The sequence below is a fragment of the Herbivorax alkaliphila genome, assembly GCF_030848475.1.
In the GTDB taxonomy this organism is placed as follows: domain Bacteria; phylum Bacillota; class Clostridia; order Acetivibrionales; family Acetivibrionaceae; genus Herbivorax.
Map to the genome: position 1 here is coordinate 1 of NZ_JAVDDS010000062.1, position 18606 is coordinate 18606.

The 18606-nt window shown below is 32.0% G+C and carries 14 protein-coding genes; 12 read left to right on the forward strand and 2 right to left on the reverse strand.

All coding sequences use genetic code 11. The features are described from left to right. Positions 1-146 precede the first annotated feature (146 nt). The 8 genes from RBH29_RS15700 (at position 147) to RBH29_RS15735 (ending at position 11078) form a co-directional block, all read left to right on the forward strand. Positions 147-866, forward strand: a complete 720-nt coding sequence (locus tag RBH29_RS15700; RefSeq protein ID WP_306697927.1) for a DUF2161 family putative PD-(D/E)XK-type phosphodiesterase — start codon at positions 147-149, stop codon at positions 864-866. 186 nt (positions 867-1052) lie between these two features. Continuing rightward, the gene (locus RBH29_RS15705) at positions 1053-3683 is read left to right on the forward strand and encodes a transglutaminase domain-containing protein (protein ID WP_306697929.1); all 2631 of its coding nucleotides are present in this window, start codon (positions 1053-1055) and stop codon (positions 3681-3683) included. 36 nt (positions 3684-3719) lie between these two features. Beyond that, the gene (locus tag RBH29_RS15710; protein WP_306697932.1) at positions 3720-4895 is read left to right on the forward strand and encodes a hypothetical protein; all 1176 of its coding nucleotides are present in this window, start codon (positions 3720-3722) and stop codon (positions 4893-4895) included. Beyond that, positions 4852-5838 carry an AAA family ATPase gene (locus tag RBH29_RS15715; RefSeq protein ID WP_306697933.1) on the forward strand — a complete coding sequence of 329 codons (987 nt, stop codon included), beginning with the start codon at positions 4852-4854 and terminating at the stop codon, positions 5836-5838. The genes RBH29_RS15710 and RBH29_RS15715 overlap by 44 nt, the downstream gene beginning before the upstream one ends. A 2-nt stretch (positions 5839-5840) precedes the next feature. Next, a complete protein-coding gene (locus tag RBH29_RS15720) occupies positions 5841-7166 on the forward strand; it encodes a DUF58 domain-containing protein (protein ID WP_306697936.1) in 1326 nt (441 codons plus the stop codon). Continuing rightward, the gene (locus RBH29_RS15725; protein ID WP_306697938.1) at positions 7163-7792 is read left to right on the forward strand and encodes a hypothetical protein; all 630 of its coding nucleotides are present in this window, start codon (positions 7163-7165) and stop codon (positions 7790-7792) included. The genes RBH29_RS15720 and RBH29_RS15725 overlap by 4 nt, the downstream gene beginning before the upstream one ends. 24 nt (positions 7793-7816) lie before the next feature. Next, positions 7817-9955 carry a substrate-binding domain-containing protein gene (locus tag RBH29_RS15730; protein ID WP_306697939.1) on the forward strand — a complete coding sequence of 713 codons (2139 nt, stop codon included), beginning with the start codon at positions 7817-7819 and terminating at the stop codon, positions 9953-9955. Positions 9956-10022: 67 nt separating this feature from the next. Then, positions 10023-11078 (forward strand): type IV pilus twitching motility protein PilT, encoded by a 1056-nt coding sequence (locus RBH29_RS15735; protein ID WP_459076796.1) that lies wholly within the window; start codon positions 10023-10025, stop codon positions 11076-11078. A 67-nt stretch (positions 11079-11145) separates the two neighbouring features. Here the strand turns inward: RBH29_RS15735 and RBH29_RS15740 are convergent, their stop codons facing one another. Together RBH29_RS15740 and RBH29_RS15745 are read right to left on the reverse strand one after the other, a co-directional pair. Next, on the reverse strand, positions 11146-11928 hold the full coding sequence (locus RBH29_RS15740) for a TPM domain-containing protein (RefSeq protein WP_306697940.1): 783 nt from the start codon (positions 11926-11928) through the stop codon (positions 11146-11148). An 87-nt stretch (positions 11929-12015) separates the two neighbouring features. Beyond that, on the reverse strand, positions 12016-12579 hold the full coding sequence (locus tag RBH29_RS15745) for a LemA family protein (RefSeq protein WP_306697941.1): 564 nt from the start codon (positions 12577-12579) through the stop codon (positions 12016-12018). A gap of 364 nt (positions 12580-12943) precedes the next feature. On the opposite strand from RBH29_RS15745, the gene RBH29_RS15750 reads away from it, so the two are divergent. From RBH29_RS15750 to RBH29_RS15765, 4 genes are all read left to right on the forward strand, one after another. After that, complete coding sequence (locus RBH29_RS15750) at positions 12944-14002, forward strand: type IV pilus twitching motility protein PilT (RefSeq protein ID WP_459076797.1); 1059 nt, start codon at positions 12944-12946, stop codon at positions 14000-14002. A gap of 273 nt (positions 14003-14275) precedes the next feature. Continuing rightward, on the forward strand, positions 14276-15394 hold the full coding sequence (locus tag RBH29_RS15755) for a S41 family peptidase (RefSeq protein WP_306697943.1): 1119 nt from the start codon (positions 14276-14278) through the stop codon (positions 15392-15394). A gap of 86 nt (positions 15395-15480) precedes the next feature. Continuing rightward, positions 15481-17991 carry an S-layer homology domain-containing protein gene (locus tag RBH29_RS15760; RefSeq protein WP_306697945.1) on the forward strand — a complete coding sequence of 837 codons (2511 nt, stop codon included), beginning with the start codon at positions 15481-15483 and terminating at the stop codon, positions 17989-17991. A 154-nt stretch (positions 17992-18145) separates the two neighbouring features. After that, on the forward strand, positions 18146-18457 hold the full coding sequence (locus RBH29_RS15765) for a late competence development ComFB family protein (protein WP_306697948.1): 312 nt from the start codon (positions 18146-18148) through the stop codon (positions 18455-18457). Positions 18458-18606: the final 149 nt, after the last annotated feature.

Genomic DNA, 18606 nt, shown 5'->3' on the forward strand with positions numbered 1-18606 from the left:
GACTTAGGGAAGATGCAGAGTATTATCAAAACATATTAGAAGAATATAACATTGACACGGATGTAAGACAAGCTCACTGTCTTTAGCTGTGGGAAGGATAACTATGTTTTTAAAAATAAGGATAAGTATAAAAAGAGGAATTTTAAATGGATGAAAAAAATGTGAAAACACTTGAAAAAGATCTTTATAATCCAATTAAAAAGTATTTTACCAAAATAGGTTTTGAAGTTAAAGGCGAGGTAAATCATTCTGATGTTATTGCCATTAGAGATGATATAGTTTTAGCTGTAGAGATGAAAATGAGACTTAATCTTGAAGTTATTTTGCAGGCGGCAACAAGACAGAAAGTGGCTGACTATGTTTATATTGCTGTTCCTAAGAATAGCAAAGCACTGACTTCAAAGAGGTGGAAAAACACATGTTATTTATTAAAAAGGCTTGAAATAGGTCTTTTGCTGGTTTCATTTAAAAAGAATTTTACATATGTAGAAGAACATTTGCCATCTAAGCCATTTAGCATGGAAAAGAGTAAAAAACAATCAAGTAAAAAGAGAAAAATGGTTCTTAAAGAATTTGAAGAAAGATATGGGGACTATAATGTAGGGGGTAGTACAAGAAAAAAACTTGTCACGTCTTATAGGGAAAAGACAATTCATATTGCAGCTATGTTTAAAAAACATGGTGTGTTGACAATAAAAGATTTAAAAGAACTAGGTACTGATAAGGAAAAAACAGCAGGAATTCTTCAAAACAACTATTACAAGTGGTTTGACAGGATATCGAGAGGCAAATATATGCTAAATAAAAGAGGGGAAGCTGAACTAAATAACTATGAGGAACTTGTAGAGTATTACATGAAAAAATAATATGCACCCTAGTGAACTCGTTTAGCTAAAGCTAAACATCGGAGCTTAAGGTGGGGTCTTAGAATAATATAAATTATTTGCTTTATAAGTAGTATTTTTGAGTTTAAAAAAAGGCTTACTAAGCAAAAAGCATAATAAAGTTGCAGGTGTACAAATTTTATAAAATTCTATATAATATATTTATATATGGATACTAATAAGTTAAATTTAAAAAATAACTTGATAAAATTAGCCGTGTTTTTTGCAGTGGCGTTGTTATCTATCTTACTTATAATGATGGCTGTGACTATGTTGGATTTGAATTCTTCTGATGATACAGGAGGTGTAGAAAATAAAAGTGCCTCAATAGATAATGAGGATATTGACAAGCACCATGAGGACGAAGATGCAGGAGATCAGGATTTAGAGCAAAAGCAAGATAATCATAATGAACAAGGTGACACAGAGGAGCAAGCTGAAAATTTAGAAGATGAATCTGGCTTAGAAGATCAAAGTGGTGATATAGAAGAACAAATTAGCGACTGGCAAGAACAGGCTAAAGAGAAAAAAGAAGATGCATTCAATCCTTCTGTTGAAGAGGACTATGCTACGGGAGATCAAAACGAGAGTTTGCTACCTGATGCAGGTGAGTTTGATGATGATTTTTTTGAAGACACACCAAACATTGATATGTCTGGAAGACAAGACTTGCCTGATGATTTATATGGTAAAGACTCATCAGGAAAGAGTATTCATGCCAGTGAAGAAAAGTCAGGACATGTACCTGTGTTTGAGGTTTTAGGAAAACCCAATTATCCTTTTTTAAAAGTAATGGTTATGGAAAATTATCATAAAAATCGCTGGATAGTTGATAAAGAAGAAGAACCCGAGCTTAAATTGATGATTGGCGTAGAAAAGCAAAGAGAATTTTCTGAAAATTCTGTAAAAATAAAACCTATTGAACCTTCAAAGGGAAATCTGCCTGTGTTATCAGGAAATATTGAACTAAAATACGATTATAATTTATTAAAATATGAAGATTCAGGTACCTATTTTGCTGAAGACGTTGTAGATAGTTTTTATGAAATGGTTTATCAAACGCCGCCTACAAAGGGGCAATTAGAAAATGCTAAAACTGACAGGTCTTATTATGAGCTTTCATATTCGACGGAACTTGAAGGTATACTTGACACTGTAATAGAAAACAGCAATAGCGATTATGAAGCAATTAAATTTGTTGAAGAGTATCTTTCACAAAACTATGTTTTAGATAATTCAGTTATAAATGATTATGGAGATAACGATGGAATAAATTCTTTTCTCTTTGGAGAGGGAAAAGTGGGAAATAGCCTAGATTTTTTATCATCTTATACTTTTATTTTAAGGGCTATTGGCATTCCGTGTAGATTAGCTGTGGGTTACAGAATTGATGATACAAAACCATATCAGATAGTATATGGAGATCAGAGGTATATTTATCCTGAAATTAAATTCGAAGAATTTGGATGGGTGCCTATGGACGTTTTTGCCAGCTATCCTTTTTATACTCCGCCAGAGTCTACTGAGACAGAGATAACCCATGCTGACCCTATAGCAAAAAGGGGAACAAGCTTTAACGTTAAGGGGACGGTAAAAGATTCACATGGAAATTTATTAGATGGTTTACAGGTGCTTATATATGTAAAAGAAGATAAGGAGAATCCATATCTTTCATATGCAAAAGCAAATGTTGAAAATGGATATTTTGAAATTGAATGTGAAGTAAAGGATATAACAACTCCTGGAAATTATCATGTAATTGCAGAGCTTCTTGAAGATGACACATACAGAACTTCATCTAGTGATCCAGATTTAAAAGTGGTAACAGACACTTATTTAGAATTGAATTCAAAAAACACAATAACAGGTGTTAAGTTTGATTTAGAGGGAAGGATTTTAGATGAATATTCTAAAGAGGGTTTAGAAGGATTTCCTATACATGTGGCATTTGAAAGCATTGATTTATTTGAAGAAACTCACTCTATAAAAGATGGTATTTTTAGAAAAGAGATAGAAATTGATATTACTGATACTCTTTCTCCTGATAAAAATTTGTTATTTGCAAAAAAATATTTATTGCCTTATGAGGTAAAATTTAATGGAACAGATTTTTATTATCCTTCCAGTGCTAAAGAAAACTTAGTGGTTTGGAAGTTAATGCCTGCTGGAATTATAGGGGGGATAATTCTTTTACTGTTTTTATTAGCAGCTATTATCCTTTTGTTTATAAAAATGAAAAAGGTGCTGTTTTTAAGAAAAGCACAATTAGTTCCAGCTGGGGTTGGAAATGATTTTAATTTGACTTCAAATAATAACTTTTTGATAAATAAGCAAAAAAAGACACAAAAGTTGTTTATTGAATTTCCCTTTATAAAAGAAAACTTACCTAATGTTTGGGGGGTTGAAGATGAACTACTAATAAGGTTTACAGATGATAAAGGTAATGGCTCTGAAAAGAGGGCAGTTTTCCACAAGAAAGGAAAATACAGAATTAATATTTCAGGGAACAACATTTTTCCTGTATCAAGACAGATAAATATTGTAATATATAGAGAAGAAGTTATATCTTTAGGAAAAAGATTTTTAAAAGATGTACTAAATGAGGATTTTGAAATCAGTTCTACATTGACATTAAGAGAAGTATATCATTCCTTGAAATCAAAGGTTTTAGATAAAAAATATAAAGTTTTAGGAAGAATATTTGTTGTTTTAGAAAAGGCGGTATACAGCGAAGAAGTTGTTGACAGAAATGATTATGAAATGTTTTTAACTATGCTTGAAAATTATAAATCAATGTGATTTTAAGAAAAGTGGAAAAGTTATCGGAGGAATAAAATGTACTTTAAAAGAACACAGGAAAAAGATGAGTCTTTAAAAAAAATTGCAATTTACCCAGTGATTTTTAGTGTGCTTATGTTATTTTCTTGGTACTACTTTTTATGGCCTGAAGCCCGATGGTACTATGCAAGGGAACAGGTATATTTTTTAATATTTTCTGTAGGAGTATTACTTTTAGTAGTTAGCATTAGAAAGTTTCTTGTTTTTTTCCTCAAGGGAAAGGGAATGGAACTTGCAGGAAATGCCATTATTATACTTGGAACAGGTCTGGCTGCATTTTTGTTTTTTTATTTTGTTTCTGAAAGTGAAAATTTAAAAAATGCAAGCTCAGGAATGATTTTATTATCGATAGCAGTTATTATATACAAGCTTAAAGATTTTTATAAAAGCAACATATATTCAGAAAGTATTGTCATAGCAGTTTCTTATATTATAGCGGGGATTACTGTGGATTTTATGTACAATTCTCTGTTTTCAGAATTTTTTATGGATTTAGATGGAAAGTATTCAATTAATGCTGTTTTAATGCTTTCATTTATAAGTCTTTCGCTTATACAATTGATATCTTTAATAGATATCACAGGGGATTTAAAGTTAGTGAAAATCTCCATGTGGTTAAAAAAAAACCATCTATTAAAATTTATGATTATAAGTGGAGTGCTTTTTATATTACTTGATGTTAGGAGGATTGTTTTGGCTAATAATGTAATGTTTGCATGGATTTTGGTTTTTGTTGTTTTGCTTGTAGTTTTTATACTACTTGTAGTTAAGTTAAGAAGTACAGTAAAAAAAGAGCCTGATGTAAAACTAAAAAAACATTTGCAGCGTATAACGTATGACAAAATCAGGGACATTTCTAATATTTCTGCATATGTAGATGATTTTATATCAACAGGAAAAAAAAGCGGGTTAACTTCCTATCTTTTTTATATGGCATATAAAGTTGAAATTCCTGTGGTTACAGCGAGCAAAATAATAGCTCCTGTTTTAGAGTATAAGGATATTGAGGTTTCAGAAGTGATGTCAAAAAAAAGTTACAGTGTTATTAAAGAAAGAAACAAGCAAAACAGGACTAGGGTGATAGAGTATGTTACAAATAATTTAGAGTTTTATGGAAGGGGAAAACATTATGAATATAGAACAGTTCCATCAATTAAGCCAAAAAACAATTGATGAGATAGGGAAAGTTTTTGTAACAGGGGATAAATCTGCTGTAAAAAAAATATTATGTAGTTTTTTAGCAGGGGGACATATACTTTTTGAGGACAATCCAGGACTTGGAAAAACTTTGCTGGTAAAAATTCTTGCCAAAGTAACAGGGTGTGAATGGAAAAGGATTCAGTTTACTCCTGACTTGATGCCTTCGGATGTTTTAGGTACAAAAATATGGAAGGGGACTTCTATAGGATTTGAACTTGAAAAGGGACCAGTATTTACAAATTTTCTTCTTGCTGATGAAATAAACAGAGCAATGCCAAAAAGCCAGTCGGCTCTACTTGAGGCAATGGAAGAAAGACAGGTTTCTATTGAAGGGACAACTCATATATTAACGCCTCCATTTATAGTTATGGCGACTCAAAACCCTATTGAAATGGAAGGAACTTATCCTTTGCCAGAAGCTCAGATGGATAGGTTTATGCTGAAATTGTCTTTAGGTTATTTAGATAGTGAAGAAAAGGAATATCAGGTTTTAAAAAGAAGAGTTTTATGGCAAAAGGATGACCCTACCGTTGATATACAGCCGGTAATTACTATGAATCAAATTTTGATGATTCAGAAAGAAGTTGAAAAGGTTTATATAGATGACAATGTACTTATGTACATAACTAGAATAATCAGAAGAACCAGAGAAAGTTCCAGCGTAAAAATTGGTGCAAGTCCAAGAGGGGGATTAGCTCTTTTAAAACTTTCCCGGGCACATGCTCTTATAAATGGAAGAGATTATGTTGTTCCGGATGATGTTAAGTTTATGGCTGTTGATGCATTAGCTCACAGATTAATTCTTCATGTAGAACATATATTAGAAGGTACTAGACCGGAAGCAATTATAAAAACTATTATTAAAAGAACAGAAGTGCCTCGCAGCTATACAAGAGAAAAGTCAGGAGGGGTTTGATAATGCAGAGATATGTTTTTATCGTCAGCTCTGTATTTTTAACTCTTATAATATTAGGTTTTTTGTTTGCAAATAACATATTAATAGTTATGTCATTTATTCCTTTAGTATCATTAGCAGTTGGATATTTTATAAACATTCCCAAAGATATAACTGTAAAAAAGAGTGTTTCCAAAAAAAGAGCAACAGTTGGAGAGATATTAAATGTGAAACTAAAGGTGTTAATAGAGTCAGGAACTGGTCCGATACAAATATGTGATTTAGTTCCACAATACTTTGAATTAGTTGATGGAAGCAATTTTTGTGTAGTATGGAAAGGAAATAAATCTAAGGAGATAGATATTCTATATAAGATTAAGTGTACTGTATCAGGGGTCTACCCCTTAAATGGTACTACTTGGAAATCCGGTCATCCAGTTTGTTATTACTGGGAAAGAGGAAGTTGTGAAAGTGATATTTCTGTAGAGATTACACCAAGACTTTTAGAGCTAAAAAAGGTGAGAGGGGTATCTATGACAAGTAAGATACCCATGCCTCAAGGAGCATTAGCCAGCATGGGTATGACTACACATGATTTTAAGGAAATAAGCCTTTATTACCCTGGAGATCCTTTTAAGTCAATTAACTGGAAGGCAACTTCTAGAAATCTTTTAAGAGGCGATATATGGCCGGTGGTAAATAAATTTGAGAAAGAAGGTAAAAAATCTGTTTGGATTTTCTTAGACACATCTAAAGTAATGGGATATGGCACCAATATTAAAAATGTTACAGAGTATTCCATTGAAGCTGTAAACGGGCTTGGTGATTACTATTTAAAGCAAAATTGTAGTCTAGCACTTGTAACATATGGGGGAGAAGATGAGGGATATGTTGCTCCAGGTTCAGGAAGACAACAGTACTTTAAAATATTAAGGGAATTAATGGACATAAAAGACTATTACTCTAAATTTGATGACTCCTATAAATTGGTGAAGCCACTTGATGAGGTAGTATATTCACTTAGAGGTCATTTTCCAGGTCTGAGACCGATGTTTATTATTGTTACTAGGTTTTGCAACAACAATTATTATGAAATTAAAAAAGCAGTGGAGACTATGTCACATTATACAAGCAGAAATGGCTTGCTTCCAAGCGTATTGTTATTAAATATTATAGGATATGAATTGATGGCTGAAAATAAACCAGAAAAAATTGCTTCAGATATTTTGCAAACAATGAATAGAATTATATCTAAAGATTTGAGAAAAAAATGTATTTGGATTGACTGGAATCCTGTAAAAGAAAGTTTAACAGGTGCACTTTTAAAACAGGTGGTGGGAAATACGTGAGACACAAATTGTTAACAGCAACTATATTAATGATGACTTTTGCATATATAATTTCATATTATTTATTATGCAGTACTCCACCATATCAAAGAGCCATATTAACTAAAGAAGGTTTGAATATGGGAATTTTAATCTTTACAAATTTGACAGCTGTATTGTTTGCGGTTTTAGCATATTACCTTAGAAAAAGTATTTACAAAGCAGTGGCAATTGTATGTATACTTTTTTGTTCTTTTGCAGTTTTGCCCCATTCAAAAATTTTAATTGGTTCAAAGGAAATTGAAAATTATCTTTCAGTAGAACTAACTGCCATTGGAGTGTTAGTAGTTGTTGTACTTTTGATGTTTGCATTGAGATTAAAAGAGTATGAAAAGGATTTAAAAGACTGGTCTTTTGAGGGTGTGGAAAAAAAAGAGATACATAAAATAATAAAGAAAAGAATTAGGTTTTATTCTTTTTTCAATATTTTAGAATTTGCAATTTGTCTTTTTTTAATAGGCATAGGGTTTACTATATTTTATGAAAACCCTTCATCTTTAATCACTGTATTTACTGCTGTAACAGGTCTTGTTATCATTATAGGTTGTGTTGTGTTTATAGCAAAAAGAATATCCTATACGAGATAAAACACCTTATTTAGGAGTGAGATTATGAAGAAGCGAAAAACTATTGGGGTTATGGTTACAGGTATAGATGGGAATTATTTGACTCATTTTTGGCTGATGATGAAGAAAGCGTCAGAGCAATATGATTGCAATTTAATTGTCTATGACGGAAGAGCTTTAAAATATAATGCAGAAGCTGATGGGAATCACACTATTGTATATGGTTTTGTAGATAAAAGCAGAATTGACGGATTAATAATGACTTCTTCAGCAATTACCAGTTTTATAGATGAATCGGAGTTTAAGTTATTTATAAGCCGTTTTAAAGGTATACCTCTTGTATCAATAGGAAAGGTGCTATCTGATGCTTCAAACATACTGATTGATAACAAAGAGGGGATGAAAGAAGAGATAAGACATTTGGTAAATCACCATGGTTATAGAAAAATAGCATTTGTTAGAGGACCTAAAAATAATCTTGAAGCAATTGAACGGTATGATGCATATTTGGAAGTTTTAAAAGAAAACGATATAAAGATAGATCAAGATATTATTTTTGAAGGCGATTTTATTTCCCGTACAGGATATGAAATAATGAAAGACATAGTTATTAAAGATATTTATTATGATGCTATTGTTTTTTCAAATGATGATATGGCATTAGGAGCTACAAAAGCATTAAAAGATTTGTCTAAAGTACACAATTTTGATGTTTCCAAAAAGAATGTAATATGTGGATTTGATGATTCAATTAATTCGAGTTTTACAAAACCACCTCTTACAACTGTAAGACAACCCTTTGAAGAAATTTGCGATTGCTCAATAAGAATGATTCTTGATAAAATTGATGGAAAAAAAACAGATAGAGTTGTTAAAGTACCTTCTGCTTTGGTTGTAAGAGAAACATGTGGGTGTAAACCTGATAAAGCCTCAAGTAATATTTCGGATAGTTATTTAAGGTTAGTTCCTAATATTAGTATGCATGAAAACATACAAACTTATTCATTGGAAAGTTTATATAATAAAATTACTGAGATTTTAAAAATATGTAATTTGAGAAGCTGTTTTATTTCAACATATGCAGAGGGCACAGTTATCTATAAAGATCACTATTTATTTGACTTATCTTATGAAGTTCCAAAAAAGTCTGAGCTTATATATGCTTTTTATAACGAAAAAAAAGCTGAATATATAGAAGAGAACATAAAATATTTTAATACTAAGGATATAGTTCCTGATTGCTATATTCCTAATGACAGAAGGTTTATTTATCTTGTAAATCCTTTGTTTTTTAATAATGAACATTTTGGATTTATATGTATTGAGATTGTAAATGATGATGTACTTGACTTTGAACCATTAAGAGGTCAGGTCAGCAATTCATTAAAGGGCGCTCTTATGCTTTTAGAAAGAGAAAATATGCAGAAAGTGCTTTTAGAAAGTGAACGTTTAGCTTCACTGGGGCATTTAATAGGAGGGATATCCCATAACCTTATGACTCCTATTATGTCTATATCTGGTGCAACCTCTGTTATTGAGGATTTAGTAAATGAGTATAAAGAGTCGATAGGAGATTCTAATGTGACCAACGTTGACCACCATGAAATTTCAGATGAAATGAAAATGTGGATAAAGAGATTAAAAGATTATAACTCATATATGTCAGGGGTTATTTCTACTGTTAAGAGACAGGCAGTTCAGTTGAATTCAGATACTACAAATGAATTTTCAGTAAGTGAACTTATAGATAAAGTTGAATTTTTAGTTCAAAATAGTATTAAATTAAAAAAATGCAATTTAAATATTGAGACAAATATAAATACTAAAATACTTATAGAAGGTGCTTTGGCCAATTTAGTACAAATAATTGATAATCTTATCATTAATGCAGTTGAGTCATATGATGAAAAGGATGAGAATGCTTACCGTGTAAATATGTTTGTGTATTTAGATGGAAACATGGTGGTATTTAAAATTAGAGATTATGGAAGGGGTATTTTTAGTGAATATAAGGACAAAATATTTAAGCATATGATAACGTCAAAGGGAAAGAACGGAACAGGATTAAGTCTTCTTTTGTCCTATTCAACAATTAAGGGTAAATATAGAGGTGAAATGTGGTTTGAAGATGCAAAAGATGGGGGAACTGCATTTTACATATCAATTCCTGCAAAAAAGCAGTAAAACTAAAGGTCTATTCTTCCGATAAAATAAGTGGATGCTGAAATTCACAAAGAAGGAGAATGCCGTTATGATTGAACTAAAGGAATTATTAAGAATGGGCGTTGATGAAAAGGCTTCTGACATACATATTACAGTAGGAAGAGCCCCTTCTTTCAGAATTAATGGAGACATGGCACCAATCGATGCACAAGAACTCACACCAGAAGAAACAAAACAATATGCAAGGGAATGCCTTGAACAGGAAAAATTTGATCAACTTATGACAGAGGGAGATGTAGACTGCTCTATGACCGTTCCAGGTGTTTCAAGGTTCCGTGTAAATGCTTTTTTTCAACGGGGATCTGTGGCAATGGTTTTTAGAGTGTTATCTTCTAGCGTTCCTACAATTGAAACTTTAAATCTTCCACCTATAATTAAAGATTTATGCAAAACAAAAGAAGGATTGATATTGGTTACAGGACCTACTGGAAGCGGAAAATCAACTACAATGGCATCTATCATAAATGAAATAAACTTAAACAAAGGTGGACATATTCTAACGTTAGAAGATCCAGTAGAGTATGTGTTTAAACATCAAAATTGTATTGTAAACCAAAGGGAAATGGGACAGGACAGTAAAACATATGCAAGAGCACTAAAGGCCTCTCTTAGAGAAGACCCGGATGTTATATTTATAGGCGAGATGAGAGATGTTGAGTCCATTAGCATAGCTGTTACAGCAGCAGAAACCGGACATCTTGTCTTGTCAACTCTTCACACTCTAGGTGCAGCAAAAACCCTAGATAGGCTTATAGATGTATTTCCAGCAGATCAACAACAGCAAATAAGAGTTCAGGTTTCAGGTGCATTAAAAGCCGTTATTTCTCAAAGACTTATTCCAGATATTGAGCATAGGGGAAGAGTGGCTGCCTTTGAAATTATGGTTGTTACTCCAGCCATAAGCAATCTCATAAGAGAAGGAAAAGCTACAGGTATTAACTCATGTATTCAGACAGGGTTTAATCAGGGTATGCAGTTAATAGACAAAAACATAGCAGACTTGTATGAACAGGGCAAAATTTCAAGAGATGACGCATATGCTTTTTGTGTAGATAAGGATGGATTGAGAAGGTATATAGGTTAAACATAGAAAATTGATGAGAGTGAAGTGAATTACAGGTTGTGTTATTTACTCCACTCTCTTTTGGTATTTACCATCTTCGAGAACTACCACCGCCGCCGCTTCTACCGCCGCCTCCGAAGGTGCCTCCACCGCCGGAGAATCCGCCTGATCCTCTATTATATCTACCACGTCTACTGAACATGGATATTAATAACAAAAGTTTAAAGAGAGATCTTGTAATACGACCTTTAAAGAAAATCCAGTCAATGACAAGTACCAATGCAACAATTATAAAAACAAAAATATCAAAAATAGTTGATGAATGTTCTTCTGGTGGAAGTTCTAAGGTTGTTTCAAAATTAGAACTATCAATTCCATACTCCTCAAAAACTTCATTCATAATTACAGAATAACCTAGCTTAATACCTTGAGAGTAATCGTGGTTTAAAAAATGAGGTATCATATAATTATCCTGGATTCTACCTGTTTTGCCATCTGGAAGAGCTCCCTCAAGGCCGCGTCCGACTTCTATTCTAGATGATCTGTCCCCAACAGATACTAAAATCAAGACACCATTATCCAATGAAGAATCTCCTATCTTCCAGTCATTAAAAAGACCATATGAATATATTTCTAAAGGTTGGCCTTCAAGACTATCGACAGTGACTACCACAACCTGTGCTTTTGTTTGCTGTTCTAAGTTGTGGCTAAAATCCACAATGTATTTTTTTGTAGGTGAATCCAAAACATTTGCAAAGTCATTCACGTAAAATTCCTGGGTTGCATCAGGATAATCTTGTGCTGATGAATAGTTACTAAAAATAAAAAGGCACAGTAAAGATATAAACAATATTGAAAGTTTTTTTCTCAAAATTAATCACGTCCCTAAAAAAATTAATATTTAAAGAGGGGTGAAGCTTCCCCTCTTTTCTTGAATGTAAGCCAATAGGGTTTGTACTTAAAAACTAACATCCGGTACTTCACGTGCTTCTTCAGATGCTTCAAAAGGATCATAGTTTTCAAAATCAAACATATTAGCAACAATTGTATGTGGAAATCTTCTTTTGTATCTGGCATAATCGTACGCAGCTTCATTATATTGAGTTCTAGCAAAAGCTATCCTGTTTTCAGTACCTGCAAGTTCGTCTGCAAGTTGTCTGAAATTTTCATCTGATTTAAGTTCAGGATAATCTTCTGAAATTGCTAAAAGTCTTGAAAGTGCACCAGTCATTTGTGCATCTGCTTCTGCTGTTTCTTCTACAGTATTTGCACCTGCAAGTTTTGCACGTGCCTCAGAAACGTTTGAAAAAATTTCCTCCTCATGAGATGCAAAACCTTTTACCGTTTCCACTAAATTTGGTATCAGGTCATTTCTACGTTGAAGTTGAGTTTCGATTTCGCTATATTTTAGTTTGACCTCTTCATTTCTGTTTATCAAGCCGTTATATGAACCTATAAAAATCAATACAGGAATTAGTATTACAGCAGCGACAACAGCAATTACAATTAATATATTTTTCATGATACATTCAACCCTTTCTAAATTATGTTGTCTAATCTAAAAAAATTTTAGATTAGAATTCTAATAAATATTGTTACTGTGAACATATATAATAATACAATACTATATGCAAATATGTCAAAATTAATAATGTGGCATTTTAAAAGATTTTAGAGTATTTTGTTGACTAAACTTTTATGTAATGCTATCATATGCATATTTAGAGGAAAAAAACATGCAGTTGAAGATATAGTATGAATTTTGCAAAAGAGAACTTCCTTAGATTAGCTAAATATAGGAGCTTTAGGATATAATTAAAACTTAATTAAAGTAGAAATACGTATAAAGAAGCTGGAGAATAAAATGAATTCAGGGAGTGATAATTTTGATCGAGTTAGAAGAATTATTGAGGTTTGCAGTTGAACACAGAGCATCGGATATGCATATTACTGTGGGAAGGGCACCAGCCTTTAGAATTAATGGCAGAATGAGGACGATTCCAGCAGATAAGTTATCAGAAAATGATACTTGTCATTATGCAAGGGAGACTCTTAACAATGAAAAATATGAACAACTTTTATCAAAGGGAGAGGTTGATTATACCATTTCTATTCCTGCTATTTCTAGATTCAGAGTAAATGCTTTTTTTCAAAAGGGCTGTATAGCAATGGCTTTTAGAGTACTTCCGTCTGAAATACCAACATTTGAAGAGCTGGGCTTTCCTTCGATAATAAGGGATATATGTGAAATTAGAGAGGGACTAATATTGGTTACAGGACCTACAGGAAGTGGTAAATCTACAACTATGGCATCTATAATAGATGAAATTAACTCGACAAAAGATGGACATATATTGACATTAGAAGATCCAATTGAATTTGCTTTTGAGCATAAAAAGTGTATAGTCAATCAAAGAGAAATAGGAAAAGACAGCAGGACATATGCAAATGCCTTAAGGTCTTCATTAAGAGAAGATCCAGATGTAATATTTATAGGTGAGATGAGAGATGTTGAGTCAATGAGTATAGCTGTAACTGCGGCGGAAACAGGTAATCTTGTTTTTTCAACATTGCACACACTTGGAGGAGCAAAAACCATTGACAGGCTTATAGACGTATTTCCAGCAGATCAACAACAACAGGTTAGAACTCAGGTGGCTGGAGCCTTAAAAGCCGTTATATCCCAAAGGCTTATTCCTCAAATAGATAATAGAGGAAGAGTTGCAGCATTTGAAATTATGATGGTAACGCCTGCTATAAGCAATTTAATTAGAGAGGGAAAGGGAGTTGGAATTAATTCCTGCATTCATACAGGAGTAAGTCAAGGAATGCAGCTTTTGGATAAAGATATAGCACATTTATACAAAAAAGGGAAAATATCAAAAGAAAATGCCTATCTATATTGTGCAGACAAAGGTTTGTTGAAAAGATTTATAAATGAATAATATGATTTGGTGAATATACTTAATTTAGAAAGAATTTTGTATAAATAAAAAAGTCGGCTTCGCCGATTTAAAGCCAAGGTAATTCTTTAAAGTACAGCCTTTCGGTAGACTTTTTTGATGCCAGAAAGCAATGCACTTTTCTTAGGCATTAAAAAAACAGGTTTTAGAACCTGTTTTTTTATTTAATTTATTGCAGTATTTTATTTTTTATAGTAAGAATTATGATATAATTTTATAGAACGTGTCGATAATTCTTATATGGGGGAATAAAACATGAAAATAAAAAAGTATAAACTTAAAAAGCCTTTTAACACTGTAAACATGTTTTTAGTGGTAGCATTAATTATTCTTCTTTTGTTTTCAAGACAGTGGGCTGGATTGGTTTTCTTTGCAGGTGTTTTTGTAAATTGTCTATACTATCTTATATCAAGTAAAAATAATTCGATAAAGAACATAGGGTATATTGTATGTGTTGTAGTTATTGCTCAAGCAGCAATGTTAAACTTTTATAGTTTTTCAAAAAGTATTCTTTACACTAATGGAACTTATGTATATAAATCCGATGCAGAGGATATAGTGAATTTTCTTGAAGAAAAGAGTCTTAACACCTCTTTTTTGGATAAGGAAGAATATATTAGCGTTAAAGATAATATGTTAGATAAATTATTAATTAAAAAAAGTGATGTAGAAGAGTATTTAAACGAAGCAATTATGCTTAGTAGAGAAAACGATATGTTGTATTCATATATTAATATAGAGGAAGATGTAAAAAAAGAAGTTGATGAGTGTGAAAGTGATAGTGATGAAGAGTCTATTTTTGAAGATCAAGGGACTGAAATATTTGAATATATTGAAATATCAGAGTTTGATGAGTGTAATTTCAAAGTCTTTGAGAAGAGATTGGAAGAAAAAAAGAATGATACTTTGATAATTGATTTAAGAGGTAACAGGGGTGGTAGAAGAGATGTATTAATAGATTCAGCATCATTGCTTTTGCCAGAAGGTGAAGAAATTATGACTTCCCATGAAAGATATTTAAGGACAACGTATTTTTCGAAAGGAAATAATTATAATTTTGATGACATTATATTTTTAGTGGACGGAACAACAGCTTCTTGTGCTGAAATACTGGCATTTACATTAAAAGAGTACGATCAGGACAGAGTAAAAATAATAGGGAATAATACAAAGGGAAAAGGAGTAGGGCAAAAGGTTAACAAATATTATGGAAGTGGTATCGAAGTTGGAATCGTGACTTCAACATGGACTGTAGCAAATCAAGATGTAAGTGCACTTTTTGAGCATATAGAAAATGATAGTGGAGAAAGAGAATTTAAAAGTGATAATGACTATTTTAGTGTTGTAGCAAGAATTTTGTCAGAAAATCAATGATAAATTAATTTAAACAAATCTTTACATTTAGAGTTTTGGATGATAAAATCAACGTGTTATAAAATAAAATTAAAGGGGGAGAAAAAATGGGAGTAAAAAAAAGCATTATTTCTTATTTTGTAATTTTATGTATGTGTTTAACTGGTTTATCTTGTGTTTATGCAGAGATAAATTTGGATGGACAGCAAAAACAAATTTTTTCAGACATTGAGGAACACTGGTGTCGTGATGTTATTGAAAAATTTATAGAAAATGACTGGGTTGTGGGTTATGATGATGGACTTTTTCGTCCAGATAGATTTATAAATAGAGCAGAGTTTACTGCCATGGTTGTAAATATTTTCAAACAAGCAGAAAAGTCAGTAGATTTAAATTTTTCTGATGTTAAAAAAGAAGATTGGTTCTATAATTCAATTGCTTATGCTTCAAAGGAAAAACTAATACAAGGCTTTGAGGACGGAACATTTAGGCCGATGGATAATATAAGTCGTCAAGATGCTGCGGTACTAGCAGCTAGACTTTTTGATGTAAATTTTTTAGAAGGAACTGATGAAATTAAGTTTCAAGACGAAGATGAATTTCCAGAGTATGCATACGAAAGCATTAAAAGTCTTGCTTCTCAAAAGGTAATTAAAGGTTATCCAGACGGTACATTCAAGCCTTCTAGATTGGTAACAAGGGCGGAAGCAGTTAAAATGCTTGATATAGTATACGGTTATATTGAAATTCCAGAAGAGCAAATTCCACAAGCTCCACTGGAAACACCAACACCAAGTCCTACAGAAACGCCAGAAGAGCCAACACCAACACCTAAAGCTACACCACGTGCTAGAGAAGGAAGCAGAAGGGTTACACCACAGCCTGTAGTTGCAGGTCGTACATATTCATCAACAGAAGACTTCAATGAAGGACATTTCTATAATTTAAGTACAAGAGTAGAGGATACATTGGTGCTTAAAGATATAGAAATTGAAAATAATGCTATTAGTAGTGTATATGGGGATATAGAAGACTCAATTTATATAGAATTTGAAACTATTGCTGGAAAATCTTATCTTTCTTCAGAAAGTGATGAAGTTGATGTTTTACTTAAAATGACTGGTAAGGGTGATCCAGAGTTACTTGATAGAGTTCCCATTGATATGGTAATTGCAATAGATGATTCAGGAAGTATGGAATGGGGAAATACGGATAATGTTGTGGAAAGTCCTAATCGTTTAGATTTTGCGATGGAAGCCTCAAAAAGTGTTGTAAACATGCTTCAGCCTTTTGACAGAGGTGCAGTACTAGGGTTTGCAGGAAGTGCTTGGATCCAACAGGAATTTACTTATGACAAGGAACTACTAATGAAAGGTATAGATGCTACACCTCCTTCTCCTTGGGATGGAACTGCTATAGGATTGGCATTGAGAGAGTCTATTGATTTACTTTTAGAAAATGCTTATTCTGATCATCAAAAAGCAATTTTATTATTAACTGATGGTGATGATAACAGATGGAGTTATTCACAAATAATCCAACAGGCAGAACGAGCAAAAGAAAAAGATATAGTAGTGCTATGTGTAGGGCTTGGCAGTGGAACTGATCAGGAATTACTTAAAGATATTGCAGAAATAACAAATGGAACATATTCTTTTTCTCCAACAATGGAAGAACTAGAAGAAATGATGTATCGTTCAGGTGATGAAGTAGGAATATTTGATAAAGCAGGAGAAGATATTTTAATTCAAACTACTTTGTCTGATGACATAGCTGAAAACATGAATGTAGAACAAGAACCAAACAATATAATTGAAAATGAAGATGCTAGTATAACATATCAATGGAATCACAGTAGATTAAACATGGGAGAAAAAAATACAAAATCATTATTCTTTGAGTTTGAAAATCTTGAAGATGGTGATTTAGTTTCTCTGATGAAAGATACAAAATTTACTTATGTTGATAGAGATGATCAATTAATTCTTATAGAGGCAGATGGTATTGAATTGCCAGTTTATGATAGTATTGATTCTGGTACATGGGAAGTAGTGTTTGACAGTAAAAATTCAGATACTAAATGGGGGAATATTTGTTGGAATGGAGAAGTATACAATGATGGAGAATTAAATGTAAGTGTTTCAAGTAGTAAGGATAATAAAACTTATAGTGAACCTGTTGAGGTTTCAAACTATAGTGACTTTAACATTCCAAATGGAAGATATATTAAAATTCAGGTTGAATTTAGGATTTCTTCAGATGGATATAGTCCTAAATTATTTGATATTTCAGTAGGTTCAAAGGGGTATACAATAGAAAAAGAATCTAATAATGCTCCAAATATAGAACTAGAATCTGATATTAGTACTGAAATTGGAGAACCTACACTGCTTACTGCTAAGGTAAAAGGTGAAGGAAATATGATTTTTGACTGGGAAGTAACCGAAGGAGATGCTGATAGCGTAAATATAGAGAATAAGGATAGTTTTTCTACAGAAGTTATTTTTGATGCTGGTGGTATGTATATTGTTACATTGAGTGCAAGTGATAATGATAATATATCTATTTCAAGTGTTGAAATAGCTGTTGAAGGAGAAGATGATACAGATGAAAATTAAATTGTTTTCTAGTTTTAGAATGTAGTGAAATAATTAAAAGCTCGGTAAGCTAAATAGCTTCCGAGCTTTTAATAGAATAAACTAATTTGATAAAATAGAATTTGTTTTTTCCGATAACTATTATATAAAATAATTTATGATAGGAGATAATAATATGAGCGAATTAAAAGATAGTTTGTACACACATGCAGGCCTAGAAAATCTAACAGAAAATATTGTATTAAAAGAATTAGAGGAATTTATAAAAGACACTGAAAATATGCAGAAAAATGGATATTGTAAATGCTGGATTTGTTTAGCTGATGTTGCTGCAATTGTTCTTAATGAATTAAAGCCAAATTATTGCTCGAATTTCATGGATAAAAATGTAAATAATGAATATTTTACAAATTTGAGGACTAGAGTTGGTAAAATGATTGAGAGAGCTTTTAAAATAGTTAAAAAGAATCCTCATCACAAGGGCTGAAATTTTTCTTTATAATATACAAGAGTGAACTCGTTTAGCTAAAGCTAAACATCGAGGCTTCAGATGGAGACTCAACTCCACCTTATAAAAGGTGGAGTCTTAGAATAAGATAAAAAAATAATTTGCTTCAAAAAGCTTCCATAATAAGC